The sequence below is a fragment of the Ruegeria spongiae genome (assembly GCF_023502395.1).
Lineage (GTDB): Bacteria > Pseudomonadota > Alphaproteobacteria > Rhodobacterales > Rhodobacteraceae > Ruegeria_C > Ruegeria_C spongiae.
This window is the reverse complement of the sequence record NZ_JAMFMB010000008.1, coordinates 36,775-62,526: the sequence shown is the minus strand read 5'-3', so window position 1 is coordinate 62,526 and position 25,752 is coordinate 36,775. Positions and strand designations below refer to the sequence as shown.

General features: G+C 62.5%; 26 protein-coding genes. 16 read left to right on the top strand and 10 right to left on the bottom strand.

All coding sequences use genetic code 11. The features are described 5' to 3' along the window. The first annotated feature begins 2 nt into the window (after positions 1-2). The 10 genes from regB to M3P21_RS08175 all read left to right on the top strand — a co-directional run bounded on the left by regB (position 3) and on the right by M3P21_RS08175 (position 12,667). Positions 3-1,400: a sensor histidine kinase RegB gene (gene regB, locus M3P21_RS08220; RefSeq protein ID WP_249708806.1), complete on the top strand. Its 1,398-nt coding sequence runs from the start codon at positions 3-5 to the stop codon at positions 1,398-1,400. 63 nt (positions 1,401-1,463) lie between these two features. Next, positions 1,464-2,975 (top strand): PAS-domain containing protein, encoded by a 1,512-nt coding sequence (locus tag M3P21_RS08215; RefSeq protein ID WP_249708796.1) that lies wholly within the window; start codon positions 1,464-1,466, stop codon positions 2,973-2,975. Between the two features lie 41 nt (positions 2,976-3,016). Next, complete coding sequence (tsaE, locus tag M3P21_RS08210) at positions 3,017-3,505, top strand: tRNA (adenosine(37)-N6)-threonylcarbamoyltransferase complex ATPase subunit type 1 TsaE (RefSeq protein ID WP_249708789.1); 489 nt, start codon at positions 3,017-3,019, stop codon at positions 3,503-3,505. Then, positions 3,502-4,506 carry an aminoglycoside phosphotransferase family protein gene (locus tag M3P21_RS08205; RefSeq protein ID WP_249708780.1) on the top strand — a complete coding sequence of 335 codons (1,005 nt, stop codon included), beginning with the start codon at positions 3,502-3,504 and terminating at the stop codon, positions 4,504-4,506. The genes tsaE and M3P21_RS08205 overlap by 4 nt, the downstream gene beginning before the upstream one ends. After that, a complete protein-coding gene (locus M3P21_RS08200; RefSeq protein WP_249708778.1) occupies positions 4,503-5,177 on the top strand; it encodes a nucleotidyltransferase family protein in 675 nt (224 codons plus the stop codon). The genes M3P21_RS08205 and M3P21_RS08200 overlap by 4 nt, the downstream gene beginning before the upstream one ends. Further along, complete coding sequence (addB, locus tag M3P21_RS08195) at positions 5,170-8,097, top strand: double-strand break repair protein AddB (protein ID WP_249708767.1); 2,928 nt, start codon at positions 5,170-5,172, stop codon at positions 8,095-8,097. The genes M3P21_RS08200 and addB overlap by 8 nt, the downstream gene beginning before the upstream one ends. Further along, positions 8,094-11,453, top strand: coding sequence for a double-strand break repair helicase AddA (addA, locus tag M3P21_RS08190; protein WP_249708757.1), 3,360 nt, complete (start codon positions 8,094-8,096; stop codon positions 11,451-11,453). Before addB ends, addA begins: the two co-directional genes overlap by 4 nt. A 61-nt stretch (positions 11,454-11,514) precedes the next feature. Then, positions 11,515-11,835 carry a thioredoxin gene (gene trxA / locus M3P21_RS08185; RefSeq protein WP_249708743.1) on the top strand — a complete coding sequence of 107 codons (321 nt, stop codon included), beginning with the start codon at positions 11,515-11,517 and terminating at the stop codon, positions 11,833-11,835. 101 nt (positions 11,836-11,936) lie between these two features. Next, complete coding sequence (locus M3P21_RS08180) at positions 11,937-12,302, top strand: Lin0512 family protein (protein WP_249708742.1); 366 nt, start codon at positions 11,937-11,939, stop codon at positions 12,300-12,302. Then, positions 12,299-12,667, top strand: a complete 369-nt coding sequence (locus M3P21_RS08175; RefSeq protein ID WP_249708741.1) for a Lin0512 family protein — start codon at positions 12,299-12,301, stop codon at positions 12,665-12,667. The genes M3P21_RS08180 and M3P21_RS08175 overlap by 4 nt, the downstream gene beginning before the upstream one ends. Before the next feature lie 60 nt (positions 12,668-12,727). On the opposite strand, the gene M3P21_RS08170 is transcribed toward M3P21_RS08175, so the two are convergent. Then, positions 12,728-12,925 carry a DUF1127 domain-containing protein gene (locus M3P21_RS08170; RefSeq protein WP_249708739.1) on the bottom strand — a complete coding sequence of 66 codons (198 nt, stop codon included), beginning with the start codon at positions 12,923-12,925 and terminating at the stop codon, positions 12,728-12,730. Positions 12,926-13,146: 221 nt separating this feature from the next. Here M3P21_RS08170 and hslV point away from each other — a divergent pair, with 221 nt between their 5' ends. After that, entirely contained in the window at positions 13,147-13,704 is a 558-nt protein-coding gene (hslV, locus tag M3P21_RS08165; protein ID WP_249708738.1) for an ATP-dependent protease subunit HslV, read from the top strand. 161 nt (positions 13,705-13,865) lie between these two features. On the opposite strand, the gene M3P21_RS08160 is transcribed toward hslV, so the two are convergent. After that, entirely contained in the window at positions 13,866-15,104 is a 1,239-nt protein-coding gene (locus M3P21_RS08160; protein WP_249708736.1) for an MFS transporter, read from the bottom strand. A gap of 146 nt (positions 15,105-15,250) precedes the next feature. Then, positions 15,251-15,646, bottom strand: a complete 396-nt coding sequence (locus M3P21_RS08155; protein ID WP_249708734.1) for a DM13 domain-containing protein — start codon at positions 15,644-15,646, stop codon at positions 15,251-15,253. A gap of 199 nt (positions 15,647-15,845) precedes the next feature. On the opposite strand from M3P21_RS08155, the gene hslU reads away from it, so the two are divergent. From hslU to M3P21_RS08140, 3 genes are read left to right on the top strand one after another with little or no spacing between them, the layout of a single operon-like run. After that, positions 15,846-17,153 carry an ATP-dependent protease ATPase subunit HslU gene (hslU, locus tag M3P21_RS08150; RefSeq protein ID WP_249708732.1) on the top strand — a complete coding sequence of 436 codons (1,308 nt, stop codon included), beginning with the start codon at positions 15,846-15,848 and terminating at the stop codon, positions 17,151-17,153. Positions 17,154-17,207: 54 nt separating this feature from the next. Continuing rightward, positions 17,208-18,320 carry an alpha/beta hydrolase gene (locus M3P21_RS08145; RefSeq protein WP_249708723.1) on the top strand — a complete coding sequence of 371 codons (1,113 nt, stop codon included), beginning with the start codon at positions 17,208-17,210 and terminating at the stop codon, positions 18,318-18,320. Further along, positions 18,317-19,558 carry an MFS transporter gene (locus M3P21_RS08140; RefSeq protein WP_249708721.1) on the top strand — a complete coding sequence of 414 codons (1,242 nt, stop codon included), beginning with the start codon at positions 18,317-18,319 and terminating at the stop codon, positions 19,556-19,558. The genes M3P21_RS08145 and M3P21_RS08140 overlap by 4 nt, the downstream gene beginning before the upstream one ends. Here M3P21_RS08140 and M3P21_RS08135 read toward each other — a convergent pair. Genes M3P21_RS08135 through M3P21_RS08125 form a run of 3 tightly spaced genes read right to left on the bottom strand, consistent with a single transcriptional unit; the run spans position 19,522 to position 21,814 of the window. Further along, entirely contained in the window at positions 19,522-20,118 is a 597-nt protein-coding gene (locus M3P21_RS08135; RefSeq protein WP_249708713.1) for a Smr/MutS family protein, read from the bottom strand. The genes M3P21_RS08140 and M3P21_RS08135 overlap by 37 nt on opposite strands. Next, positions 20,118-21,161 (bottom strand): murein transglycosylase A, encoded by a 1,044-nt coding sequence (gene mltA / locus M3P21_RS08130; RefSeq protein WP_249708710.1) that lies wholly within the window; start codon positions 21,159-21,161, stop codon positions 20,118-20,120. Before mltA ends, M3P21_RS08135 begins: the two co-directional genes overlap by 1 nt. After that, positions 21,158-21,814, bottom strand: coding sequence for a Tim44/TimA family putative adaptor protein (locus M3P21_RS08125; protein WP_249708708.1), 657 nt, complete (start codon positions 21,812-21,814; stop codon positions 21,158-21,160). The genes mltA and M3P21_RS08125 overlap by 4 nt, the downstream gene beginning before the upstream one ends. Before the next feature lie 108 nt (positions 21,815-21,922). Here M3P21_RS08125 and M3P21_RS08120 point away from each other — a divergent pair, with 108 nt between their 5' ends. After that, entirely contained in the window at positions 21,923-22,426 is a 504-nt protein-coding gene (locus M3P21_RS08120; protein WP_249708706.1) for an FxsA family protein, read from the top strand. Positions 22,427-22,481: 55 nt separating this feature from the next. Beyond that, positions 22,482-22,985 carry a protein-export chaperone SecB gene (secB, locus tag M3P21_RS08115; RefSeq protein ID WP_249708703.1) on the top strand — a complete coding sequence of 168 codons (504 nt, stop codon included), beginning with the start codon at positions 22,482-22,484 and terminating at the stop codon, positions 22,983-22,985. A 24-nt stretch (positions 22,986-23,009) separates the two neighbouring features. Here the strand turns inward: secB and dnaQ are convergent, their stop codons facing one another. From dnaQ to M3P21_RS08095, 4 genes are read right to left on the bottom strand one after another with little or no spacing between them, the layout of a single operon-like run. Continuing rightward, the gene (dnaQ, locus tag M3P21_RS08110; protein WP_249708701.1) at positions 23,010-23,735 is read right to left on the bottom strand and encodes a DNA polymerase III subunit epsilon; all 726 of its coding nucleotides are present in this window, start codon (positions 23,733-23,735) and stop codon (positions 23,010-23,012) included. Further along, a complete protein-coding gene (coaE, locus tag M3P21_RS08105) occupies positions 23,728-24,318 on the bottom strand; it encodes a dephospho-CoA kinase (protein ID WP_249708698.1) in 591 nt (196 codons plus the stop codon). Before coaE ends, dnaQ begins: the two co-directional genes overlap by 8 nt. Further along, the gene (locus M3P21_RS08100) at positions 24,315-25,148 is read right to left on the bottom strand and encodes a shikimate dehydrogenase (RefSeq protein ID WP_249708696.1); all 834 of its coding nucleotides are present in this window, start codon (positions 25,146-25,148) and stop codon (positions 24,315-24,317) included. The genes coaE and M3P21_RS08100 overlap by 4 nt, the downstream gene beginning before the upstream one ends. After that, positions 25,145-25,744, bottom strand: a complete 600-nt coding sequence (locus M3P21_RS08095; protein WP_249708694.1) for a Maf family protein — start codon at positions 25,742-25,744, stop codon at positions 25,145-25,147. The genes M3P21_RS08100 and M3P21_RS08095 overlap by 4 nt, the downstream gene beginning before the upstream one ends. Positions 25,745-25,752: the final 8 nt, after the last annotated feature.

Sequence of the window (25,752 nt, the reverse complement as noted above, 5' to 3'; positions counted from 1 at the left end):
CAATGGCAATTTCCAATAGCAGCCTCTGGCGCGGTCAGGAACGCAGCGGCTGGATTCGGCTGCGCACCCTGATCCTGCTGCGCTGGGTCGCGATCGTCGGCCAACTGGGGGCGATCACCGTTGCCCAGCGCGTCTATCACCTGCAGCTTGAGCTGACCTGGTGTTATCTGGCTGTCGGCATTTCGGTGATCGGCAACCTGATCTCGATCTTCATTTTCCCCGAGAACAAGCGCCTGTCCGAGTTCGAGAACTTCCTGATGGTGCTGTTTGATCTGTTGCAGCTGGGCTCGCTTCTGTACCTGACCGGGGGCCTCAACAACCCGTTTGCATTGCTGCTGCTGGGGCCTGTGACGATCTCGGCGAATGTGCTCGGACTGCGCTCGATCCTGATCATCGGGGGAACGGCCATCGTGCTGGTGACGTTGCTGTCCGAGTTCTACCTGCCGCTGCACACCGCAAGCGGTATGATCCTGCAGGACGCCGATATCTTCGTGTTCGGCAACTGGATCGCCATTGTGATCGCGATCGTCTTTCTGGGTCTCTATTCCCACCGAATCAGCACCGAGGCGCAATCCATGTCCCAGGCGCTGTCGGCGACCCATATGGCGCTGGCACGGGAACAGAAACTCACCGATCTGGGGGGCGTCGTCGCCGCCGCCGCGCATGAGCTGGGCACGCCGCTGGCCACTATCAAACTGACCAGCTCCGAGTTGATCGAAGAACTGGATGACCGCCCCGACCTGCGCGAGGATGCCGCCCTGATCCGTGAACAGGCAGACCGGTGCCGCGACATCCTTCGCAATATGGGCCGCGCCGGAAAAGATGATCTGCACCTGCGTCAGGCCCCGCTGTCGACCGTGATCCACGAAGCCGCCGAGCCGCATCTGCATCGCGGCAAAGAAGTGCATTTCAACGAGGGTCCCGGCGATGGTGGCGACATGCAGCAACCCTCGGTCCTGCGCCAGCCCGAGGTGATTCACGGGCTGCGCAACCTGATCCAGAACGGCGTGGATTTCGCTCGCAGCACTGTCTGGATCGAATCCGAATGGACCGAAGACCGGATCGTCATCCGCATCATGGATGACGGGCGCGGTTATCCCCCGCATCTGATCCGTCGGATCGGCGACCCGTTCATGCGGCGGCGCCGGGGTGAGAGCGAACAACTGACAAGGCCGGAATACGAGGGCATGGGGCTGGGACTGTTCATCGCCAAAACACTGCTCGAGCGCAGCGGCGCCTCGCTGTCCTTCGCCAATGGTTGGGACCCGAACCAGACGCTGAGCGCCTCGTCGGAACGGCTGGGCGCCATCGTTCAAGTGGTCTGGCCGCGCAGCAAGATCGACGCGCGCAGCGGTGAAAATCGCGTGCCCATCGGCAGAAACCAGCAGATTCCCATCTAGTTAAGCGGGTATTAACCTCTCTCGATCCAATGTCACGGACAGGGTTACGGCAAGGGGTCGGACATGGCGGCAGGCGACTGGATCACACTGGCAAGCATTTGTGTGCTATCTGCCATACTGGCCGCGCTTTGGATATCCCCAAGGCGGGCTCTGGCAGGTCCGGCCAGACATCTGCTGCGCTTCAACCCGCGCCGCAAGACGGTGTATCTGTTTGATGGCGAAGATCTGATAGGACTTTCCGACAATGGCCCTGACCCCCAGGACTCGGTGGCGGATTGGGATTCGTTGCACGTGCGGCTGTCAGTTGATTTTCCCGACTTTCCCGACAGCCCCGACACGGTCCGCAAACATGGCGAACTCCGGGTGACCCCGATCGACGGCAGCAGCCAGACCGAGGTATTCTGCGAATGGATCGACGGCGTGACGCGCGTGGAACTGCGCGCCGCCCGTCCCGACACAGCCTGCGCGGATGATGAAACCGCGCCGACGCAACGCGCCATGGACAAGGCCCCTTATCCGGTCTGGTATCTTGATGGCTTCAACCGGGTCAAATGGTGCAATACCGCCTATTCGATGCTGGCCCGCAAAGTGCGCGCCGACCGGCCCCGGCTTGAAGAGCCATTCTTTCCGGGCCCCCAGGATCTGGGCGCACTTGGCCGCAAGAAACGGCTGAGCATCGAAACCGAGGATGGCCAGCACAAGCTCTGGTATGATTTCACCGCGTTGAAGCAGCAGGGCGGCTATCTGTGTTACGCCGTAGATGCCCACGCCGTGGTCGAGGCAGAGGTCGCGCGGCGCGATTTCGTGCAAACCCTATCAAAAACCTTCGCGCAGCTGTCCACTGGATTGGCCATTTTCGACCGCAACCAGCAACTGGCATTGTTCAATCCCGCGCTCACCGACCTGACGGCGCTGCCCATCGATTTCCTCAGCGGGCGCCCGAGTATCGCCAGCTTTTTTGACCGGCTGCGCAACAACAACATGATGCCCGAACCCAAGAGCTATAGCAGCTGGCGCCAACAGATTGACGCATTGCTCGAGGCCGCTGCCGACGGGCGGTATCAGGAAACCTGGTCGCTGCCCTCCGGCTCGGTCTATTCGGTCAGCGGGCGGCCACATCCCGATGGCGCGGTGGCCTTCCTGTTCGAAGATATCACCGCCGAGATCACCCTCACCCGCCGCTTTCGCGCCGATATGGAATTGGGCCAAACCATCCTCGATCATCTGGACGAGGCCATCGCGGTCTTCTCCGCCGATGGCGCACTAAGCTATTGCAACCGGGCCTTCCGAACCCTCTGGGAGGTGGACCCGGACGAAAGCTTCGACCAGACCACGGTTCTGGATGCGACCCGGATCTGGCAGGAACGCTGCGCCGCCACGCCGATCTGGGGTGAGATTCGCGATTTTGTTGCCGCGCGCGAGCACCGTGGCGAATGGTGGGCGCAGGTCGAACTTCGCAAGGGGCACAAGCTTGCAGTCACGATCAGCCCCTTGCCGAACATGGCGACGATGGTGAGTTTCGCACATGAAAGCACCCCGGCGAGAACGGAGAACAAGCTGCTCGCCCGGGTCTGAACCGACTTGCAGCCGGATAGCGCCAACGTCATTGTGGCGCCATGAATTCGAGCAGGTCTTCGACACTCCGCAAGCATACGCGGTCACCCGCGGAAACTGCCGCGCTGGCGCAGGCAATTGGCCCGACGCTGGAGCCAGGGGATTGCCTGTTGCTTGTCGGGCCGATCGGCAGCGGCAAGACCCATTTCGCCCGGCATCTGATCCAGAACCTGATGACCGAGATCGAGGATGTGCCCTCGCCCACCTACACGCTTGTCCAAAGCTATGAGACCCGACGGGGCGAGCTGTGGCATGCGGACCTCTACCGTCTGACCGGCACCGGTGAAATCGAAGAGCTGGGGCTGACCGACGCGTTCGAGACCGCGATCTGCCTGATCGAATGGCCTGACCGTCTGGCTGAGCTGACGCCCGAGGCCGCCCTGCACATCACCTTCGACACCGACACTGACCCCGACCAGACCGAGGCTCGCAACCTGAGTTTTGCCTGGACCGACCCGAAATGGCAGACCCGGCTGGACAGTCTGGCATGAGCAATCGTGACACGATGCGCGCCACCTTTCTGCACCAACAGGGCTTGCGGGATGCAGAGGGGACGCCGCTGGCCGGGGATGCCTCGAACCGCCGCTACTTCAGGCTGACCGATCCGGCATCGGGCAACAGGGTGATCCTGATGGACGCGCCGCCGGAGAATGGCGAAGATATCAGACCGTTCAAGACCATCGCGACACATCTGCACCAAGCCGGGCTCAGCGCGCCCGAGATCCACGCCAGCGACCCCGAGGCTGGCTTTCTGCTGCTCGAAGATCTGGGCGACGATCTTTTCGCCCGCCTGATCGCGCATGACGCAAGCCATGAGCCTGAACTTTACCGGGCCGCAGCGGATGTCTTGATCGCGCTGCGCAACGTGCCCGCCCCGCCTGTGGCAAAACCCGACGCCGCCACGCTGGCGGATATGACCGCAATCGCGTTCCAGAAATACGCCGCGCCCCTCACCGGCCACGAACAGATGCCGGACAGCGCAGAGTTCCTGAACCGCATTCGCGACATCCTTGCCCACGCGCTCAACGGTCCCGCCGTTCTGGCGCTGCGTGACTATCACGCGGAAAACCTGATCTGGCTGCCCGACCGCAGCGGCCCCGCCCGTGTCGGTCTGCTGGATTTCCAGGATGCGTTTCTGTGCCATCCCGCCTATGATCTTGTGTCGCTTCTGCAGGATGCGCGGCGTGACGTGTCCGCCGAGACCGAGGCCGACACGATCCGCTATTACATCGCGCGAACCGGCGTCGACGCCAGCGCATTCACCACTGCCTATGCGGTCCTCGGCACCCAGCGCAACCTGCGCATTCTGGGCGTGTTCGGGCGGCTTTGCCGGGACTATGGCAAACCGCATTACGTCGACCTGATCCCGCGGGTCTGGGCCCATCTGATGCGCGACCTTGAACACCCCCAATTGCGACCCGTGGCGGGGCTGCTCCAAAACACCCTGCCTGCCCCCATCCCACAAAACCTGTCGAGGCTCCGGCGCATATGACCAATATCCTGCTATTCGCCGCCGGTTTCGGCACTCGGATGGGTGCCCTGACGCAGGATCGCCCCAAGCCGCTGATCCCGGTCGCGGGCCGAGCGCTGATCGACCATACGCTGGATCTGGCCCGCGCCGTTCAACCCGGCCTGATCGCCGCCAATCTGCACTACAAGGCCGACATGCTGGCCGCGCATCTAAAACCCCAAGGCGTGGCGCTGAACGTCGAGCAGCCCAATATCCTCGAAACCGGGGGTGGCCTGCGCGCGGCCCTGCCCGTGCTGGGGCCTGAGCCGGTGGTCACCATGAATACCGACGCGATCTGGTCCGGTCCCAACCCGGTTGCACAATTGCTCGACGCCTGGGACCCTGACCGGATGGACGCTCTGCTCATGTGTGTGCCTGTCGAACAGGCGCTTGGGCATAGCGGGCAGGGGGATTTCACCCGGGACGAAACCGGGCGCATCACTCGCGGCAGCGGCCTGATCTATGGTGGTGTGCAGATCCTCAAGACCGACCGGCTGGCCGGGATCGACGAACACGCCTTCTCGCTCAACCGGCTCTGGGACCTTATGCTGGCCGATCGCCGCCTCTATGCGCTGCGTTATCCCGGTCGCTGGTGTGACGTGGGCACGCCCGAAGGCATCACCCTGGCCGAAACACTGCTTACCGATGTTTGAAACGCAAGCCCCCCCGCGCGTCTTTGCCGTCCCGCCCGGCGCGGATTTTCCCAGAGCACTGGTCGAGGGCCTGCGCGCGCGGTCCACAGGCCACCCGCCCGAGGCTCTGGCACGCTGCGATCTGGTGGTGAACACCCGGCGCATGGCGCGGCGGGTGCGGGCGCTGTTTGATGCGGGTCCGCCCTGCCTGTTGCCCCGTTTGTCGCTGGTCACCGGATATGCCGATGCGGCCTGCAATCAGCCCCTGCCCCCGGCCCTGCCGACGCTGCGGCGGCGGCTGGAACTGACGCAACTGGTCGGCACATTGTTGGAACGGCAACCCGACCTGGCCCCGCGTGCAGCGCTGTTCGATCTGTCCGACAGCCTGGCCACGCTGCTGGACGAAATGCAGGGCGAAGGCGTGGCGCCCGAGGCAATCCGGTCGCTGGATGTCAGCGATCTCTCGGGACATTGGGCGCGCACGCAGGGCTTTATCGGCATCGCGGAACAGTTCCTGCAAGCCTCGGGCAGTGCGCTGGATCAGCAGGCGCGACAGCGGCAGATGGTCGAGCGCCTGATCACCGAATGGCACAGCGACCCGCCGGGACATCCGGTCCTGCTGGCCGGCTCCACCGGGTCGCGCGGCACGACGATGTTGCTGATGAAGGCGATTGCACAGCTGCCGCAAGGGGCGCTGATCCTGCCGGGTTTCGATTTCGATCAGCCCGACCGTGTCTGGGACAGGCTCGACGATGCGCTATCGGCCGAGGACCACCCGCAATACCGTTTCGCCAAGCTGCTGCGCGAGCTTGGGTTGACCCCGGCGGATGTGCAGCCCTGGACCGGCGAGCCCGCGCCCTGCCCGCCCAGAAACCAGCTGGTGTCCCTGGCCCTGCGCCCTGCCCCGGTCACCGACGCCTGGATGAGCGAAGGTCCGGCGCTGAATGATCTGGCGCATGCGACTGGCGAGCTGACGCTTCTCGAAGCACCCTCGCCCCGGTCCGAGGCGCTTGCCATCGCCCTGCGCCTGCGCGAGGCCGCCGAGACCGGGCAGAAAGCCGCGCTGATCACGCCCGACCGGATGCTGACCCGACAGGTCAGCGCCGCACTGGACCGCTGGAATATCCTGCCCGACGACAGTGCCGGACTGCCCCTGCAACTGTCACCGCCGGGTCGGTTCCTGCGTCATGTGGCGGGCCTGTTCACCAAGCGGCTGGACGGCGAAGCGCTTCTGACGCTGTTGAAACACCCGCTTTGCCACGACGGGGCCGAGCGCGGCGCGCATCTGCTCAACACCCGCGAACTTGAGCTGGACCTGCGGCGCAACGGGCCACCCTTCCCCGAAGGTCCGGGCCTTGCCGGGTTTGCCGAACGCAAAAAGATCTCGGCCGATTGGGTCGGCTGGATTACCCACCATTTCTGCGGCCAGCTTGTTCGGAAACACCTGCCGCTCAGCACCTGGGTGCAGCGCCTGCGCCACCTGGCCGAGGGGATCTCGGCCGGGCACACGGGCGTCGCGGGCGGCCTGTGGGACAAGAACGCCGGCCAGAAGGCGCTGTCGCTGATAGACGAGCTGGAGCGTGAGGCGGCCCATGGCGGCGAACTGTCCGCCCGCGATTTCGCCGACCTGATTGGCGCATTGCTGGCGGGCGAAGAGGTGCGAGACCGCGATGCGCCGAATGAAAACATCATGATCTGGGGCACGCTCGAGGCGCGTGTACAAGGGGCCGACCTGTTGATCCTGGGTGGGCTGAACGATGGCAGCTGGCCCGAGGCACCCAACCCCGATCCCTGGCTGAACCGGCAGATGCGCCATCGGGCGGGGCTTTTGTTGCCGGAACGGCGGATCGGCCTGTCTGCGCATGATTTCCAGCAGGCAATCGCCGCGCCCGAGGTCTGGCTGACCCGTGCGGTCCGCTCGGACGATGCCGAAACCGTGCCCTCGCGCTGGGTGAACCGCCTGACCAACCTGTTGCGGGGGCTACCTGCGCAGGGCGGCGATCAGGCGCTGTCGGAGATGCGCGCGCGCGGCGCGCTCTGGCTAAAACGCGCCGATCTGCTGGAGGCTGCGCCTGCGATCCCACCGGCGCCACGCCCCTCGCCGCGCCCGCCAGTCGCAGCCCGGCCCCGGCAGCTATCGGTCACTGAAATCAAGCACCTGATCCGCGACCCCTACGCGATCTATGCCAAACATGTGCTGCGGCTGCGCCCCCTGGACCCTCTGGTACAGGCACCCGACGCTTTGCTGCGCGGAATCGTCATTCATGAAATCCTCGAAACCTTCATCAAGGACAGCCTGCTCGATGGTGCAATCCTGCATCGCGATGCCTTCCTGAAGCGCGCATTGGCCTTGTTAGAGACACATGTTCCCTGGCCCACCGCGCGTAAGCTTTGGCACGCCCGGCTGGCCCGCATTGCCGACGCCTTCCTCGCAGCAGAGGTTGAACGCCGCAATGACGGCGGTCCGATCGCCTTTGAGGCGCGCATGAAAAAACGCCTCGATCCACTTGATTTCACGCTGGTGGGCCGGGCCGACCGGATCGACCAGAACGGCCGTGGAGCCCTGTGCATCTATGACTACAAGACCGGCTCACCACCCAGCGAGAAACAGCAGGCCCGCTTTGACAAACAGCTTCTGATCGAGGCGGCGCTGGCCGAGGAAGGCGGGTTCGAGAGCATTGATCCGACGCCGGTGGCGCGCGCAGTCTTCATTGGCATGGGTGGCAGCTATTCCGAGATACCCGCCCCGCTGGACAACGAACCGCCCGAACGGGTCTGGGCTGAGTTACGGCAGTTGATTGAGGCGTATTTTCAACCCAATCAGGGATTTACCGCGCGCCGGATGCTGCACCGGGACACTGATCGCGGCGACTACGACCATCTCGCCCGCTTCGGTGAATGGGACCGCACCGCAACCCCCTGCCCCGAGGACCTGACATGAGCGCCCGCAACGATGCGACCGAGCGGCAGGTGCAGGCCGCACGGCCCGATGCCTCGACCTGGCTGGCGGCCAATGCCGGGTCCGGCAAGACGCGGGTACTGACCGACCGGGTCGCGCGATTGCTGCTCAGCGATGTGGAGCCGCAGCACATCCTCTGCCTGACCTATACCAAGGCTGCCGCCAGCGAAATGCAGAACCGGCTGTTCAAGCGGTTGGGCGAATGGGCGATGCTGGACGATGCGGGTCTGATGGCACAGCTGACTGATCTGGGGCTGGACGACACCGTCGATACCACCCGGCTGGCCCATGCCCGCACTCTGTTCGCCCGAGCGATCGAAACGCCCGGCGGGCTGAAGATTCAAACCATCCATTCCTTCTGTTCCGCGCTGCTGCGCCGGTTTCCGCTGGAGGCCGGGGTCAGCCCGCAATTCTCGGAAATGGAGGATCGCGCCGCCGCGTTGCTGCGCGCGGAAATCGTTGAAGATTTCGCCGATGGCGCACAAGCTGCGCTGATCGAAGAGATCGCCCAGTTCGTGACCGACACCGATTTCGATTCTCTGACTCAGGCCATCACGCAGAACCGGATCGGATTTCAGACAACACACGACTGGTCCGCGCTTCTGGACCTATTTGACCTGCCGCAAGGCTTTGACGAACAGGCACTGTCAGCGTCGGTGTTTCTTGGCGGTGAGGCAGAGCTGATCCGCACGATCCGCCCCATCCTGACCGACAGCGGTGGCAACAACGCCAAGGCGGCGGCCAAACTTGCCGCCTTCTCCGAGGCCACGCTGACGCAGTTGCCGGTTCTGGAAAGCGTCTTCCTCACGGGTGCCTCGGCCAAAGAGCCGTTCAGCGCCAAGATCGGCAGCTTTCCCACCAAGGCGGTGCGCGAGGGGCCAATGGCCGCGCTGATGCCGCAGCTTGAGGCGCTGATGCGACGGGTTGAAGAGACGCGCGAACGCCGTCTCGCGCTGACCGCGGCCCGCAAATCGCTGGCGCTGCACCACTTCGCCGCAGCTTTTCTGCCCGAATATGAGCGTCGCAAACAATTGCGCGGCTGGCTGGACTTCGACGACCTGATCTTCAAGGCGCGGCAGTTGCTGAACGACCCTGCCGTCGCCGCCTGGGTGCTCTACCGCCTTGATGGCGGCATCGACCATATACTCGTCGACGAAGCACAGGACACCAGCCCAACCCAATGGGACGTGATCGAGAAACTGGCGCAGGAATTCACCGCCGGAGAGGGCGCCCGCCCGGAGGTGGAGCGCACGATCTTTGTCGTGGGCGACAAGAAACAGTCGATCTATTCCTTCCAGGGTGCCGACCCCGATGCATTTGACAAGATGCAGGCGCAATTCGGGCAGCGCTTGGATGATTCAGGCTCTAAGCTGCACAATCTGACGTTGGAACACTCGTTCCGGTCCTCTCCGGCGATCCTCAGACTGGTCGATCTGGTCTTTGAGAATCAGGGCGAGGCCGGGTTCCGCAAGGACGCGCAACACCGCGCCTTCAAAGGTGATCTACCCGGTCGGGTCGACCTTTGGCCGGTGGTCGAGAAGGTCGAAGAGGACGAGGATCGCGACTGGACCGATCCGGTGGACAGGCCTGGCGCGCGCCATCACACGCTGGTTTTGGCCGACCGGATCGCGGCTGAGATCAAGGCGATGATCGACGGCGACGTGACCATCCCTGAAGATGGCGACAAAGCCGGTACAATCATCCGCCGCAGGGTGCGGCCCGGTGACTTTCTAATCCTCGTGCAGCGCCGTTCGGATCTGTTCGCCGAGATCATCCGTGCCTGCAAAAAGGCCGACCTGCCCATCGCCGGGGCCGACCGGCTGAAAGTGGGTGCCGAGCTTGCCGTCAAGGATCTGGCCGCGCTGCTGAGCTTTCTGGCAACGCCCGAAGACAGCCTGTCGCTGGCCACCGTGCTGCGCTCGCCGCTCTTTGGCTGGAGCGAGCAGCAACTGTTCGATCTGGCGCATCGGCGTGAGGAGATGTTCCTGTGGCAAGCGTTGAGGGGCAGGGGCGAAGCATTTCCCGAAACCCTCGCGATGCTTGGCGATCTGATGTCGCAGACCGATTTCCTGCGCCCTTATGATCTGATCGAGCGCATCCTGACCCGCCATGACGGGCGGCGAAAGTTGCTGGGGCGGTTGGGGGCAGAGGCCGAGGATGGGATCAACGCCCTGCTGTCGCAGGCGCTGGCCTATGAACGCAGCGACGTGCCCAGCCTGACCGGATTTCTGGTCTGGATGCAGACCGACGATCTGGAGATCAAACGCCAGATGAGCGGGGTTGGCGATATGATCCGGGTGATGACGGTGCATGGCGCCAAAGGGTTGGAGGCCCCGATCGTCATCCTGCCAGATACCGGCGCGCGCCGGGCACCCACCGATGCCGAGGTGATGCGGGCAGGGGATACGCCGGTCTGGCGGGTGTCGAAAGATGTCTCACCCGCAGTGATCGCAACCGCACGGGCGGAGGCACGAGAGAAGCAGATGAACGAGCGCCTTCGCCTGCTATATGTGGCTCTAACCCGAGCTGAAAAGTGGTTGATCGTCGCCGCGGCAGGCGATTTGGGCAAGACAGGTGACAGTTGGTACCAGATGGTTGAGGCCGCGATGGGTCCCTCCGGTGCGACCCTGCTGCCAGACGGGCAAACCCGGCGTCTGGAACATGGCGATTGGGACGGGTTGCCGCTGGTCGAGGAAAGCGCAACACCAACACCAACCGCCGATCTGCCCGATCTGTTCCTGCAAAACCCGCCTGAACCTGCACCGCGACCAAAACCGATCAGCCCGTCTGATTTGGGCGGCACAAAGGCGCTGCCGGGGGATCAGGGACAGGACGAAGAAATCGCGAAGCGGCACGGGACAGCGGTGCATCTGCTCCTCGAGCATCTGCCGCGATGTGATTCTGCGGATTGGCCTGCGCGCAGCGAAACCCTGCTGCCCGATCGTGACATGGCAGACCGGGATCTGGCATTGAATGAAGCAAGCGCGGTTCTGCGAAATCCCGCGCTGGCCCATAACTTTGTGCCTGAGACATTGGCCGAGGTCGCCGTGACCGCGCCGATGAACGGCCATCGCATTCACGGCATCATAGACCGTCTGATCGTCACCCCCGATCACGTTCAGGCCATTGATTTCAAATCGAATGCCACGGTTCCGGATACTCCGGAAACCTGCCCCGAAGGCCTGTTGCGCCAGATGGGCGCTTATGTCAGTGCCTTGAAACAGGTCTATCCCGACCGGCGGATCGAGGCGGCGATCCTGTGGACCCGAACCGGTACGCTAATGCCCCTGCCACACGATCTTGTGACGGATGCGCTGTGCCGCACCCAGATATCTTGACGTTGCATAGAAGGCTACATAGGTTCACTGCCCAAGCCCACCCCATTCAGGAGACATCGTAATGTCCACCGTAGCCGTCACCGACGCCACTTTCGACGCAGAGGTCAAGAACTCCGACATTCCCGTCGTTGTGGATTTCTGGGCCGAATGGTGTGGCCCCTGCAAGCAGATCGGCCCCGCTCTGGAAGAGCTGGCCAGCGAGTATCAAGGCAAGATCAAGGTTGCCAAGGTCGATGTCGACAGCAACCCGAACGCCGCCGCCGCCATGGGCGTGCGCGGGATTCCGGCGCTGTTCATCTTCAAGGACGGACAGGTTGTTTCGAACCGCGCGGGCGCGGCCCCCAAAGCGGCGCTGCAAAGCTGGATCGACGACTCGATCTGAACCGACCCAGCCCGGACCGAACAAAGGCGCCCCAACCGGGCGCCTTTTTTGTTGCGCCGGACCCCCGGCTGGGCACACTGCATGGATCGAGGAGGACCATCATGGCGAAAACACGGGTTCTGGTAGAGTTCGGCATGGGCACATCGCTCAGGCGCGCGGATTACACCGAAGCGGCGGCGCGCGCGCTCAGGGATGCGCTGTGGCGCAACTCGGTGAACATGGCCGAGCTTTTTGGGTTTCCCAAGGACGCCATGATCGTCGAGGCCGAGATCGGTGTACAAGAGCCCGAACAGGTCGATGCCGAAGCGCTGAAAGCCGTCTTTCCCTATGGCCAGCCACGGATCACGGTGGTTCAGGGAGGTCTCGACATCGACAAACCAAGCGGCGCGGGCCGCACGGTCATGGCCAACGCCGCCATCTCGGTCTTCTTTGACATGGAATCCACAGGTGAGGAGCCCGCGCAATGAGCATGAAACGCATCATCCTGGAAATGGGTTTTGGCACCAACCTGCATGGCATGGATTATACCAAGGCGGCCCGCCGCGCGGTGCAGGACGCGCTGCATCGCTCTTCGGTTACGGTGATGTCCTCGCTGGGCATGGACCATACCGAGATGGAGGTGCGGGTCACCATTGGGGTGCAAGACCCCGATCAGGTCGATTGTGATCTGGTGGCTGCTGATCTGCCGCGCGGCAAAACACTGTCGGTACGCGCCGTCAAGGGCGGGCTGGATGTGGGTGGGTTGCCATCGGGCGACCGCCATATCGTGGCAACCGCGGCGATCGAGGCGTTTCTGCCCGATCAGCAGGGTGCATTTAGGCTATCCAGCTAAAGAAAAAGCCGCCCGGGGAGAACGGGCGGCTCATCTATCTTGGTGGTTCTGAGATCCGGATCAGATCAGGGCGATTTGCTCGCGGGTCAGACCGATATCATCCAGCTGAGCGTCGCTCAGGGCCGACAGTGCCTTGCGGGTCTGACGGGCTTCGTTCCAGTCCACGACCGAACGAACGGCCGATACGCATGCGTCAATGACGCGGTGGATGGTGATTGCGCCCAGCGGCGCGTGTGCTTGTACAGAGGCATTTGCCATTGCGCTGTTCCTTTGATGTGTGGTGTCCGATCTTGTCGGTATGAGGCTCATCTAGACCCGCCGGGTGAGTCTCATAATTGCTCGTTCGACAGCCCCGAATTGCACGCTGTGCATAACAAATAGGCAACGTCACAACCGGCACCATCAGCCGCGCGGCGACGACGCCCCTTGTGCGCCCTCACGCTGCGATCCATATAGACCACGATCAGATGGAGGCATTCATGGCGGATAACGAGTTTCCCGGTTGGCACGGCACAACGATCATCGGCGTCAAGAAGGACGGCAAGGTCGTGATAGCCGGGGATGGGCAGGTCTCACTTGGCCAGACCGTCATCAAGGGCACCGCGCGCAAGGTGCGCCGCCTCAGCCCCGGCGGGTTTGATGTGGTGGCCGGATTTGCCGGATCGACGGCGGATGCCTTTACCCTGCTGGAGCGGCTCGAGGCCAAGCTGGAGGCAACGCCAGGTCAGCTGGCGCGTGCCAGCGTCGAACTGGCCAAGGACTGGCGCACCGACAAGTATCTGCAAAAGCTCGAGGCGATGCTGATCGTCACCGATGGGTTAGACATGTTCGTGATCACCGGGGCAGGCGACGTGCTGGAACCGGAACATAACGTGGCCGCTATCGGGTCGGGTGGGAACTTTGCCCTGGCTGCGGCGCGTGGGCTGATGGACAGCGACCGCAACGCCGAAGACGTGGCGCGCGCCGCCATGGCCATCGCCGCCGATATCTGCGTCTACACCAATGGCAACCTGACCGTGGAATCAATTGGGGGCTGAGTGTGTGCCCCAGCCCCCCGGGCTCCGTGCGTGAGTGGTGGCGCCCGTGCTTCGACTTCCGGGGGGAAGCGCGAAGACTGACAGGGATATGATGTGGACAGGGCCACGTTTGTAGCCCCGATCACGACGCGCTGATCGGGCGTGTGCTGGAATGTGAGCGGTTATTTCAGAAGTGCCCGCAAATCCTTGCTGCGCCAGCCGCGATAGGTGCCGATCAGGCCAAGGACCGCCGACACAAACACGATGTAGAAGGGCAGCCGGATGTCGACGCTCATCAGCCCGCCGCCGATCAGCGACATGACCCCGCCCGCAAGGCAGAACACCGCCGTCGTTACCCCCATGACCCACCCCTGATCGCCTTCGGCAACACTGGAGGAGAACAGCCCAAGCAAGGTGGGATAGGCAACGCCAAAGAAGAAATAGAACAGGAAGACCGGCACATAGGTGAGCGCTCCGCTGGGGCTGAAGGCGAAGGCCAGCGTGCAGACCATCATCGTGGTCAGGGATACCCGCAGGATCGTGTGTTTGGTAAACCTCTCCTGCGCCGGCTTCACCAGGAAGGTGCTGGAAAAGGCCAGCGCCACACCAATGGTCACCATCAGGATGCTGGCCCCGACCACGCCGTAGCCAAAAGCGCTGGTCTGAAAGTTCTCGGCAAAGACGTAGAAGGTGACGTTGGCGATCATGAAAAACGCGTAGACCGGCAGCAGTTTCAGAACCAGCGGGTGATCCTTCACCGCGATCAGGCTGTCGGTGATATCGGCGGGGCGAAAGACAAAGGGCGCCCGCTCGGTCCGCAGATCCTTGAAGAAGAACAGCACCAGGAAGATCGCGACCAGAACCAGCAGGAAAGCCCCGTAAAAGGGCGTCTTTAACGAGGCCGCCCCAAACAGGGGCAGGTTCGACAGCGCCGCCCCAATCAGCGGCCCGCCGACCAGACCAAAGCTGATGCCGGTGACAATGTAACCCATATTACGGTCGCGGTCGGCGGCATCGGTGCTGCCGTCGATCATCGCCGCCTGCGCGATCGGCTGGTTTCCGGCGGTGAAGCCGGTGATGCTGCGCCCCAGGATCAGCAGCAGCAGACTGTCGAGATAAAGCGACGCGATGGTCAAGGCATACCCTACCAGCGCCCCGCCAAGGCAGATCAGCAACGCGTTCTTGCGCCCGATCGCGTCCGAAACTTTGGACACATAGACGACGCCCAGAAACCAGGCGAGAAAGAAGCATCCGATCACCAGCCCGTAATAGAAATGCCGCCGCCCGGTCGGCGTTGCCTCGGGCAAAAACCCGGCATCGGTCTGCATGATCAGCGAGTTGATGATCGGAAAGACCAGCCCCTGACCAATCAGATCGACAAACACCACAAAGAGCAGGGTGATCTTGGCAATTTTGGTCATGATGGGCCCCGCGCGCTGTGGTCTTTTGCGGCCAGCCTAACAAATGTCTGGAATATTTCCATATTTTCCGGGCTGCACGGGGATCGGCATGTGTCTGAGGGCAGAACCGAAATGCGGCCCCCAGACACAGAGCACGTGAGCGGCGCTCAGTTGATCTTGGCCACGCCCAGCGGCACGCCGGCCACCTCGCACCAGATGTAGACCTCGTCATAGGCCGATACATCCCAGGTCGCGGGCACCGCATATTGTTGCTTGCCCGTCAGGTGCAGCAGGGCACCCAGTTTGGTGTCGGGGTCATAGCTGCCGCCCTTGCCAAAGGCGACGCGGGGGTCAGGGCCGCCATCCAGCGAGAAGTCCTCGCCAAGCTCGACGATGTAGCGGTCCCCGTCCTTGAAGACCCGCACCGATCCCGAGGTCTCGTGGTTGGAGCGGCCCTCGAAACTGCCCTTGGCTCCACCGGCGATGGCCGTGCCCGCAGTGGCAAGCGTCAAAAGCGTGCCGGTGGCGGCAGCGGTGGCGAACAGTGAACGGCGGGTCATCATGATAGGGGGTCCTTCCGGTTGAGACATTGGCAGAATTGCCTTGCCGCAATCTGTGTGCAGGCCACATAAATAAAACCGTCCTTCACAAACCCCTGAAAACGCGTGTTCATTCCGTGTGAACCCGTGAGATTGCCGTGATCTGCTTGCGTTTTCCCGCGCCATGCTTAGGTTCCCCACGAAACAGAGAGACCGAGAGATCATGACCGACCTGACGCCCCGCGAAATCGTATCCGAGCTGGACCGCTTCATCATCGGCCAGCGGGACGCCAAGCGCGCCGTGGCCGTGGCCCTGCGCAACCGCTGGCGGCGCAAGCAGCTGAGCGATGATCTGCGCGATGAAGTCTATCCCAAGAACATCCTGATGATCGGCCCCACCGGCGTCGGCAAGACCGAGATCAGCCGCCGGTTGGCCAAACTGGCCCGCGCGCCCTTCATCAAGGTTGAAGCCACGAAATTCACCGAGGTTGGTTATGTCGGTCGCGATGTCGAACAGATCATCCGCGATCTGGTCGATGCGGCCATCATCCAGACCCGCGACTACATGCGTGAAGATGTCAAACCCCGCGCCCATGCCGCCGCCGAGGAACGCGTGGTCGAGGCCATCGCAGGCTCGGATGCCCGCGAGTCGACGCGCGAGATGTTCCGCAAGAAGCTGAAGTCGGGAGAGCTGGACAATACCGAGATCGAGCTGGAGCTGAGCGACAGCTCCAACCCGATGTCGATGATGGAAATCCCCGGCCAACCCGGCGCCAATATGGGCATGATGAATCTGGGCGATATGTTTGGAAAAGCCTTTGGCGGGCGCACCGTGAAACGCCGGATGACCGTCGCCGACAGCTATGAGATCCTGATCAGCGAAGAGGCCGACAAGCTCTTGGACGACGAGATCGTCAACCGCACCGCATTGGAGGCGGTGGAACAGAACGGTATCGTTTTCCTCGACGAGATCGACAAGGTTTGCGCCCGTACCGAGGCCCGCGGTGGCGATGTCAGCCGCGAAGGCGTTCAACGCGACCTGCTGCCGCTGATCGAGGGCACCACCGTCAGCACCAAACACGGCGCGGTGAAGACCGACCATATCCTGTTCATCGCCTCAGGTGCCTTCCACATCGCCAAACCCTCGGACCTGCTGCCCGAACTGCAGGGCCGCCTGCCGATCCGGGTTGAGCTGCGGGCGCTGACTGAAGAGGATTTCGTACGCATCCTGACCGAGACCGACAACGCGCTGACCCGGCAGTACACTGCGCTGATGGGCACCGAAGAGGTGACGGTCACCTTCACCGATGATGGTATCGCGGCACTGGCAAAAATCGCGGCGGATGTGAACCAGAGCGTCGAGAATATCGGCGCGCGTAGGCTCTATACCGTGATGGAACGGGTGTTCGAAGAGCTGTCTTTCACTGCGCCCGACCGGTCCGGTGACGCGGTCACCGTCGATGCCGGGTTTGTTGAGGCAAATCTGGGCGAATTGACGAAATCAGCCGATGTCAGTCGCTACGTTCTCTAGACCTCGGCACGAAATCCTCTAGCGTGGGGCCGCATTCAAACCGGAGTTTTGATCATGCGGCCCGTATTGTTCGGTCTATTCGCAATTGTCCTTACCGCTTGCGTTGACCGCAGCGTCAATCCGATCGTCCCAGAGGCGCTGGAGGTCGGCGCGCCCTATACGGTCTTTGTCGCCTCAAGCCGCGCCAGGGAACCGGACGGAACGTATGGGTTTCGACGCTCTGACCGGCTGAACCTTCTCGAACTCACCGTTTCGATCCCGCCCGCGCATCAACCCGGCGAGCTGAATTTCTCTTACGCAAACCCCGATCCCGAGCGCCAGTTCGCCCTTGCGGGCCAGCGGGAGTTTGCAAGCCAGCACGATTTCAACGCCCGCGTGGCACAGAAATTGCGCGGCTTTGACCCCAAAAACCGCGAGGTCGTGATTTTTGTCCACGGCTACAACACAACCCAGGTCGAAACCGCCTTTCGCGCCGCGCAAATGGCGCATGATGTGGACATCCCCGGTCAGCTCATGATGTATTCCTGGCCCAGCCGGGGCCGGGCTTATGGGTATGCCTACGACCTCGACAGCATGCTGTTCGCCCGCGACGGGCTGGAGAGCTTTGTCCGGCAGGTCAAGGCTGCGGGGGCGAAACGGGTGGTATTGGTGGCCCATTCCATGGGCTCGGCCCTGACGATGGAGATGCTGCGCCAGGCCGAGCTGAAAAATCCCGGCTGGGCGCGCCGGACCTTTGCAGGCGTGATCCTGATCTCACCGGATCTGGACATCGACCTGTTCCGCGAACAGATGGGCGAGATCACAGACGTGCCGCAACCCTTTGCCATTCTGGTTTCGGAAAAGGACAAGGCGCTGGGGTTTTCCGCCCGGCTGCGCGGCACGGCAGACAGCGAACGGCTGGGCAATATCAGCTCAATCCAGAAAATCGCCGACCTGCCGGTCGAGGTGATCGACACAACCGCATTCAGTGACGACGCGGCATCCTCGCATTTCGTGGCGGCGACCTCGCCCTCGCTTCTGGCGATGTTCAGGGCGGTCCGCCCCCTGCAGCGCGCAATTGAACCCGACCGCCTGGCGGTCGAGGCTCTGTTTCCGGCAAGCGGGCGCACAGGGTCCGGCGCAAGCTCGGTCACGTTGCGCGGACCGCTGTCCGGCGACGAAAGATGAGCGATGGCGGGTTGCGACGCTACCTGATCCGCAATGCCCGCTGGCTGGGCGCGGGCGGGTTGCTGAGCTTTCTCTCCTGTTTCGGACAAACCTTTTTCATTTCGGTTTTTGCCGGAGAGATTCGCGGTGAATTCGGACTCAGCCATGGCGGCTGGGGTGGGATATATTTCATTGCCACCGCTTTGTCGGCCATCGTCATGATCTGGTCTGGTGTCATGACCGACTGGTTTCGGGTCCGCATCCTTGGCCCGGTTGTACTGCTGGGGCTGGCTGTCGCGTGCCTCGGCATGGCTTTGAACAGCTGGGTCGTCCTGCTGCCGGTCGTGGTCTTTGGCCTGCGTCTGTTCGGTCAGGGGATGAGCATGCATATTGCGCTGGTGGCAATGGCGCGCTGGTTTCAGGCGACACGGGGCAGGGCATTGGCGATCGCGACGCTTGGCTTTGCCATCGGCGAGGCGGTGCTGCCCTTTGGTTTCGTCAAGGCAATGACGCGCTTTGACTGGCGTGATCTCTGGATATTCTGTGCGTTTGTCTGTTTGGCGGGAATTCCGATTCTGATGTGGCTGCTCCGCCGTGAGCGTACGCCGCAGACCCTGACCAAGGGCGAATCGAGCACCGGCATGAACAATCATCACTGGACCCGGGGCGAGGCCATCTCGCATACCTTGTTCTGGTTCATCGTACCGTCAATACTTGGCCCGTCCGCCTTCATGACGGCCACCTTCTTTCATCAGGTACATCTGGCCGAGGTCAAAGGGTGGGAGCATCTGACCTTTGTGTCCATGTTCCCTGTCTATACCGGGCTGTCGATCCTGACCGCGATTGCAACCGGTGTGGCGCTGGACAGGTGGGGCACCGCCCGCATGATGCCATTGTTCCAATTGCCCATCGCACTGGCGTTCCTGATATTTGCCTTCGGCACCAGCGTTGTCGGCCTTTTGTTGGCGTTCGTGCTGATGGCGCTGACGGCAGGGGCAAATGCAACCCTGCCAAGTGCGTTCTGGGCCGAGTACTACGGCACCGCCCATATCGGATCAATCAAGGCCCTGGCCACGGCTGTCATGGTGCTGGGCTCGGCCATCGGTCCGGGACTGACCGGGCTGCTGATCGACGCCGGAATCGGAATGGAAACCCAGTTTTTCTGGTTTAGTGCCTATTTCCTGATGGCCTGCCTGCTGGTGTGGGTCGGCATCAGCCGGGCTCAGAGCCCGCCGCGCGAGCGTCGCAGATACACGTAATAGGCCCCGTCACCGCCATGGCTGACATGGGCAGGCGTGACCTGCAGCACCGCCTGCGCCAAAGGCGGCAGTGACAACCATTGCGGCACCTGATTGCGCAGCACACCACGCGGCGTCGGGATCGGACCGGGTTCGTCGCGGTCCTTGCCCTTGCCGGTGATCACCAGAACCAGCCGTTTGCCCGAAATTTGCGCCGACAGGATAAACCGCACCAGCGCCGGATGGGCGGTATCGATCCGCATCCCGTGCAGATCCAGCCGCCCCTCGGGCTTGATGCGGCCGCGCTTCATCTTTGCAAACGCCTTTTGATCCATTTGCAGCGGCAACGCGGAAAGCCGATCCGTCACAGCAGGTTTCAGATGGCTGCGCTGGGGCTTCTGCTTGGCCGATTGACCAATATCAAAAGTTTCGATCCGGGGCAGTGGCGTTTTGGTGGGTTTGGGTTTCGGCAGAACCGCAGGGCGCACCGGGTCTGGTTGCTGCGGATGCAGCCGCTCGGTGCGGTCGACGACCTTTTTCCAAAGGTCGATCTCATCTGGTCGCAGTTTCCGCCGTGTCATCACAGACCATCCGGTGCCAGCGCATAGGCGCGTTGGATCGGCAGCAGGACCACCATCCGCCCCGGATCCCTGAGCCGGCCGGCAGCCCGGCCCGCGGCATCCCCGGTTCCAAAAAAGACATCGGCCCGTTGCGCCCCTTTGATGGCGGATCCGGTATCCTGCGCGATCATCAGGCGGCGGATCGGGTCCTTGCCATCCTTCTCCAGCCAGACCGGTGCGCCCAGCGGCACAAAAGCCGGATCAACGGCAATGCTGCGCAGGGTGGTGACAGACCGGTTCATCGCCCCCAACGGGCCGACGCCCGCAGGCAGGTGTTTGAGTTCGCGGAAGAACACGTAAGATGGGTTGTGAAACAACAGATCAGCGCCCGCCGCCGGGTTGGCCCGAACCCAGCGCTTGATTACCTCGGCGCTGACCTGATGCGCGGCAAACAGGCCCCGACGCACCAACTCACGCCCGACCGAGCGATAGCTGTGCCCGTTGGCCCCGCCATAACCCACCCGGACGGTACCGCCATCCGGCATCCGAATGCGGCCTGACCCCTGAATCTGCAGAAAGAACAGCTCGACCGGGTCATCGACCCAGGCGATCTCCAACCCTCGGCCTTCCATCACGCCGCTGGTCAGAATATCGCGGCGATGCAGCCACTGGCCAGCCTCCCGCGCCTCGGGCGGCATCTTGTAGACGGGGTATTTGTAAGGGCCACCGGGACCGCGCGCGCCGTTCAACTCAGGCTCGAAATACCCGGTGAACAGGGGGTCGGCCCCATCCTCGATCAACACAGGGCGAAAGAACAGCTCGAAAAATGCTCGCGCGCCCGTTGCACCTTGTTCCCGGCCCAACGCACAGAGCGCCCGCCAGTCCGGGTCATCCAGATCGCCACAGGTGTTCAGAAAAACCGAAAGAGCGGCGGAATGGTCATCCGCCGCCCAGCCATCCAGGCTGTCATACTCCAGCACGGTATGCGTGGTCTCTGCCCCTGATGGGGGTCCCGCAACCATCACGACACCTGCCAGAAAAGCCGACCGGAGCGCCGCAATCATGCGTCCGTGGCGACAAGCAGCCAGTTGGGATCATCGGTGCCCATGGAGCGGGCAAAGGTCCAGGTGTCTTTCTGACGTTTGATCGTGTTCGGATTGCCCTCGACGATCTCGCCATCGCTGTTGCGCACGACCGAGGTCAGTTCCCCGACAAAGCGCATGCTGATCTGGGCCAGGTTGGTGTCCTTGTCGAATGTGACATTGGCTACCGAGGTCTCGCGCACACCGACAAATTCGGACTCGATCGTCAGGCCCTGATCCTCGCGGGCCGCGACAACCGACACAAAGGTGTCAAACACCTCTTCGGCAAGGAACGGCTCGATCTCTTTCAGGTTGCCATGTTCGAACCCCATGACGATCATCTCATAGGCGCCGCGTGCGCCCTGCACGAATTCGCCGACCGAGAAGGCCGGTTCGATCCGTTTCATTGCCGCCAGCGCGTCGGCCGCGTCGCTGCCTTCGTCAACATGGTCGGTGATGTCGTGGTCGGGCCCACCCTCGATCACTTCGAAGTCGCGCTTTGACCGGCCGTCCGGTTGCTGCGTGACAGGTGGTTTTTCAAAGCCTTCACGCGTCCCCAATACGCTTCTGAGGCGCAGGATCAGGAAGATGGCAATGCCGGCCAGCACAAGTAACTGGATCAGGGGTGAGTTCATTTTGTCCTCGTCTTAGACCTCAGGCTTTGTAAGCAGAGCCTCTCGTCATTATGTAGGGGCTAGGCGGGGGCAAGTCCACCGCTCAACCCGGCGGAAAGGACCCTGAAAATGTATCTGCTTCTGGCGTTTCTGCTGGTACCGATCATCGAGATTGCGCTGTTCATCCAGGTCGGCGGCCTGATCGGCCTGTGGCCGACGCTCGCCATCGTGGTTGGCACCGCGTTTCTAGGGACCTGGCTGGTGCGGACACAGGGGCGGATGGCGCTTGGCGAATTGCAACGCTCCTTTGCGGAACTGGACGATCCGACCGAGCCGCTGGCGCATGGCGCGATGATCCTTCTGTCGGGCGTGCTGCTGCTGACACCGGGATTTTTCACCGATGCGGTGGGTTTCGCACTGCTGATCCCCGGCGTGCGGGTGGCGGTGTTCCGCTATCTGCAGAAACGCGTGGTGGTCACGCGGTTCCAGATGGGTCCCGGCCCGCAGCACAGGCATGATTTCCGCGATCAGGGCAGGGGCGACGTGATCGACGGCGAGTATGAAGAGGTGCACCGCCCGCGCGATCCCAACGCACCACCTTCAGGCTGGGTCGAAGGGCCCGACCGGCATTGAGGTGACCGGATCAAGCTGCTAAGCATTGGCGGATTTTTCATTCAGGAGTGGTTTCATGGCCGAAGACGACGCTGCAGCAGATCAGGAACAGCAGCAGGCCCCGCAGGTCCAGATGCGCGTGCTGGCGCAATTCATCCGGGACCTGTCCTTTGAGAATGTGATGGCGCAAAAGGGCGCCTCGGGTCAGATTGAACCGGACATCAATGTCCAGGTCAGCGTCGATGCGCGCAGACGTCAGGTCGAGCACCAGTATGATGTGACGCTCAAGCTGAATATCACCAACAAGGCCAAAGGGATGGACGACGTCCTGTTCTTGATGGAACTGGATTATTACGGCATCTTTCATGTCGAGGGCATTCCGCCAGAGCAGTTGCAGCCGTTTCTGCTGATCGAATGCCCGCGGCTTCTGTTCCCTTATGTGCGCCGGATCGTCAGCGACATCACCAGCGATGGCGGCTTCCCGCCGCTGAATCTGGACCAGATCGATTTCGTGCAAATCTATCGCCAGCGCCTGGCGCATGTGCAGGCGCAACAGAAAGATCAAAAGGCCGACGCCTGATCTTGCCTCCCGCGCCTGACCGGATCAGGCGCGGGTCCACAGGGCGTTTTCGCCCAGTTTTTCCACAAACGCCTCGTGTGCCTTGCGTTCCGCGTCGCTGATCCGCGCGGGCAGGGACTCCGCGCGCGGCTGCGCGCGCCAGTTATCCTCGGCGGCTGATCCGCCACGACCCCCGGAACTGGACAGTCCGAAATCGGGCTGCCGCCCCCCGATCAGTTCCAGATAAACCTCGGCCAGAATTTCGGAATCGAGCAAAGCCCCGTGCAGCGTGCGCGCGGTGTTGTCGATATTGAAGCGGCGGCACAGCGCGTCCAGCGTCGCAGGCGAGCCCGGAAACCGCTTGCGTGCGATGGCCAGCGTGTCGATGGCCTGCTCCGACGGGATTTCCGCGACTCCTATCCAGCGCAGTTCAGCGTTGAGGAATTTCATGTCGAAGGCGGCGTTGTGAATCACCAGTTTGTCGTCACCGACAAAATCGCGGAATGCCTGGCCGATCTTGGCAAAAACCGGCTTGTCCTTGAGCAAGACCGCGCCGGGCGCGGGTGTCTGCGGTGGCTCCAGCAGGTCGGGGCCGATCCCATGCACCTCGAACGCCTCCTGCGGCATGGATCGTTCGGGGTTGATATACTGGTGATAGGTGCCGCCCGAGGCGACATGGTTCCAAAGCTCGACCGCCCCGATTTCCACAATCCGGTCGCCGCTTTGCGGATCGAACCCTGTGGTTTCGGTATCGAGTACAATTTCACGCATGTGCCAGCCCTGTCCGTATCTGCCCGACAATATCATGAACCTGCCGTCTGGCATGGTCCAGCGTGTCGGTGATGATCACGTAATCCGAACGGGCGCATTTTTCATCGTTCGGCATCTGTTTCGCCCGGATTTGTTCGAACTGCGCCTCGCTCATGGTGCCGCGGTCCAGAACCCTTTGACGTTGCAGATCGGCAGGGATCGTCACGCAGACCACCGCGTCCATTGCTGCATCACCGCCTGTCTCGAACAAGAGCGGGATGTCAAAAACCAGAATATCAGCCTGCGCCGATTGGCGAAACCGGGAGCGATCCTGGGCCACCAGCGGATGCACGATGGTCTCGATCTGTTTCAGCGCCGCCGAATCATCCGCGATGATCCGTTTCAATGCGGCGCGGTCCACAATGCCATCGACCACCGCATCGGGAAACCGCGCTGCAATTGGCGCAACCGCCGCGCCTTTGTCATAAAGCCGATGGACCGCCGCATCCGCATCCCAGAGCGCGCAGCCTTCTTCGACAAACATCGCCGCCGTGGTGCTTTTGCCCATGCCGATCGAACCGGTCAGCCCCAGGCAGAACCTCATCTGAGCGCCGCCGCCCGCGTCGCCTCGTCCACCACGGGGCGTTGCCCGAACCAGCGTTCGAATCCGGGCACGGCCTGATGCAGCAACATGCCCAGACCATCGACAATGGTGCATCCGGCCTCTTCAGCGGTCTGCAACAGCCGGGTCTTGAGCGGTGTGTAGACCAGATCGGTCACCACGCAATCGGGTGAAAGCCCGTCCAGCGGCACGCGCAGCTCGGGTTGACCCTGCATACCCAGCGAGGTCGTGTTCACCACCAGCCGCGCCTCTTCGACCACATTGCCCGCCTGCACCCAGTCGGCAACCACAACGCGCTGACCGAAATCATCCTTCAGCCGTTCAGCACGAGGACGGGTACGGTTGGTCAGAATGATCTGGGGCACACCGGCTTCGGCCAGCGAGGCGACCACCGCCCGCGCCGCGCCACCCGCGCCAAACACAACCGCCGGGCCTGCGGTCGGATCCCAGTCGGGCGCGCCCTCGCGCAGGTTCGAGATGAACCCATAGCCGTCGGTGTTGTCGGCATGGATCAGCCCGTCAGCGCGAAAAATCAGCGTATTCGCTGCCCCGATCAGTGTCGCCCGGTCGGTGACCTTGTCGGCGATGGACATCACTGCCTCTTTATAGGGGATCGTCACGTTGAGCCCGACAAACCCGGCCTTGGGCAGAGTGCGAATGACGGTTTCGAGATCCTGCGCGGTCACATCAATGGGGATGTAGAACCCCGATATCCCCATCGTGGTCAGCCAGTGACGGTGAATGAACGGAGACTTCGAATGTGCGATCGGGTGCCCGATGACACCGGCCAGTGGTATCCGCATGTCAGTCATTGGTCGATAACCCCCCGCAAAACCAGATAATTGAGCAACTCCAACAAAGGGATACCCAAAACGTTAAAATAGTCGCCGTCAATGGCGCTGAACAGGCGGACACCTTCTTCTTCCAGCTTGTAGCCGCCGACCGCGTGGCGGATGCTGTCCCAGTTCCGCCGAACGTAGCTTTCCAGATAGGTATCGCTGCTGTCCCGCATCCGCAGCCGTACCTGACCCACATGGCGCCAGACCGGCTTTCCCCCTTCATATATCACGGCCGCCGACAATAACATGTGCCGTTTGCCACGCATCCGCTGCAACTGCACCAGCGCCTCTTCGGGCGAGGCGGGTTTCGACAACAGCTGCCCCTCGAAATCCAGCACCTGGTCGCAGCCTAGCACCATTGCCTCTGGCGCACGTTCGCTGATCCGCCGCGCTTTCCATTCGGCCAGCGTATCGGCGATGTCACGAGGCGCGGCGTTTTCGGCCAGCAGCGCAGATTTGATCTGATCCTCGTCCACGCGCGGGACCCGAACGTCGAAGGGAACCGCCGCGTTGCGCAGCAACTGCGACCGGATCTCGGAACCAGACGCAAGCAGGAGTGGGACAGACATGTGGAAAA

Coding starts and splice junctions, on each gene's coding strand:
- regB (WP_249708806.1), top strand. CDS start 3: ATGGCAATTTCCAATAGCAGCCTCTGGCGCGGTCAGGAACGCAGCGGC.
- M3P21_RS08215 (WP_249708796.1), top strand. CDS start 1,464: ATGGCGGCAGGCGACTGGATCACACTGGCAAGCATTTGTGTGCTATCT.
- tsaE (WP_249708789.1), top strand. CDS start 3,017: ATGAATTCGAGCAGGTCTTCGACACTCCGCAAGCATACGCGGTCACCC.
- M3P21_RS08205 (WP_249708780.1), top strand. CDS start 3,502: ATGAGCAATCGTGACACGATGCGCGCCACCTTTCTGCACCAACAGGGC.
- M3P21_RS08200 (WP_249708778.1), top strand. CDS start 4,503: ATGACCAATATCCTGCTATTCGCCGCCGGTTTCGGCACTCGGATGGGT.
- addB (WP_249708767.1), top strand. CDS start 5,170: ATGTTTGAAACGCAAGCCCCCCCGCGCGTCTTTGCCGTCCCGCCCGGC.
- addA (WP_249708757.1), top strand. CDS start 8,094: ATGAGCGCCCGCAACGATGCGACCGAGCGGCAGGTGCAGGCCGCACGG.
- trxA (WP_249708743.1), top strand. CDS start 11,515: ATGTCCACCGTAGCCGTCACCGACGCCACTTTCGACGCAGAGGTCAAG.
- M3P21_RS08180 (WP_249708742.1), top strand. CDS start 11,937: ATGGCGAAAACACGGGTTCTGGTAGAGTTCGGCATGGGCACATCGCTC.
- M3P21_RS08175 (WP_249708741.1), top strand. CDS start 12,299: ATGAGCATGAAACGCATCATCCTGGAAATGGGTTTTGGCACCAACCTG.
- M3P21_RS08170 (WP_249708739.1), bottom strand. CDS start 12,925: ATGGCAAATGCCTCTGTACAAGCACACGCGCCGCTGGGCGCAATCACC.
- hslV (WP_249708738.1), top strand. CDS start 13,147: ATGGCGGATAACGAGTTTCCCGGTTGGCACGGCACAACGATCATCGGC.
- M3P21_RS08160 (WP_249708736.1), bottom strand. CDS start 15,104: ATGACCAAAATTGCCAAGATCACCCTGCTCTTTGTGGTGTTTGTCGAT.
- M3P21_RS08155 (WP_249708734.1), bottom strand. CDS start 15,646: ATGATGACCCGCCGTTCACTGTTCGCCACCGCTGCCGCCACCGGCACG.
- hslU (WP_249708732.1), top strand. CDS start 15,846: ATGACCGACCTGACGCCCCGCGAAATCGTATCCGAGCTGGACCGCTTC.
- M3P21_RS08145 (WP_249708723.1), top strand. CDS start 17,208: ATGCGGCCCGTATTGTTCGGTCTATTCGCAATTGTCCTTACCGCTTGC.
- M3P21_RS08140 (WP_249708721.1), top strand. CDS start 18,317: ATGAGCGATGGCGGGTTGCGACGCTACCTGATCCGCAATGCCCGCTGG.
- M3P21_RS08135 (WP_249708713.1), bottom strand. CDS start 20,118: ATGACACGGCGGAAACTGCGACCAGATGAGATCGACCTTTGGAAAAAG.
- mltA (WP_249708710.1), bottom strand. CDS start 21,161: ATGATTGCGGCGCTCCGGTCGGCTTTTCTGGCAGGTGTCGTGATGGTT.
- M3P21_RS08125 (WP_249708708.1), bottom strand. CDS start 21,814: ATGAACTCACCCCTGATCCAGTTACTTGTGCTGGCCGGCATTGCCATC.
- M3P21_RS08120 (WP_249708706.1), top strand. CDS start 21,923: ATGTATCTGCTTCTGGCGTTTCTGCTGGTACCGATCATCGAGATTGCG.
- secB (WP_249708703.1), top strand. CDS start 22,482: ATGGCCGAAGACGACGCTGCAGCAGATCAGGAACAGCAGCAGGCCCCG.
- dnaQ (WP_249708701.1), bottom strand. CDS start 23,735: ATGCGTGAAATTGTACTCGATACCGAAACCACAGGGTTCGATCCGCAA.
- coaE (WP_249708698.1), bottom strand. CDS start 24,318: ATGAGGTTCTGCCTGGGGCTGACCGGTTCGATCGGCATGGGCAAAAGC.
- M3P21_RS08100 (WP_249708696.1), bottom strand. CDS start 25,148: ATGACTGACATGCGGATACCACTGGCCGGTGTCATCGGGCACCCGATC.
- M3P21_RS08095 (WP_249708694.1), bottom strand. CDS start 25,744: ATGTCTGTCCCACTCCTGCTTGCGTCTGGTTCCGAGATCCGGTCGCAG.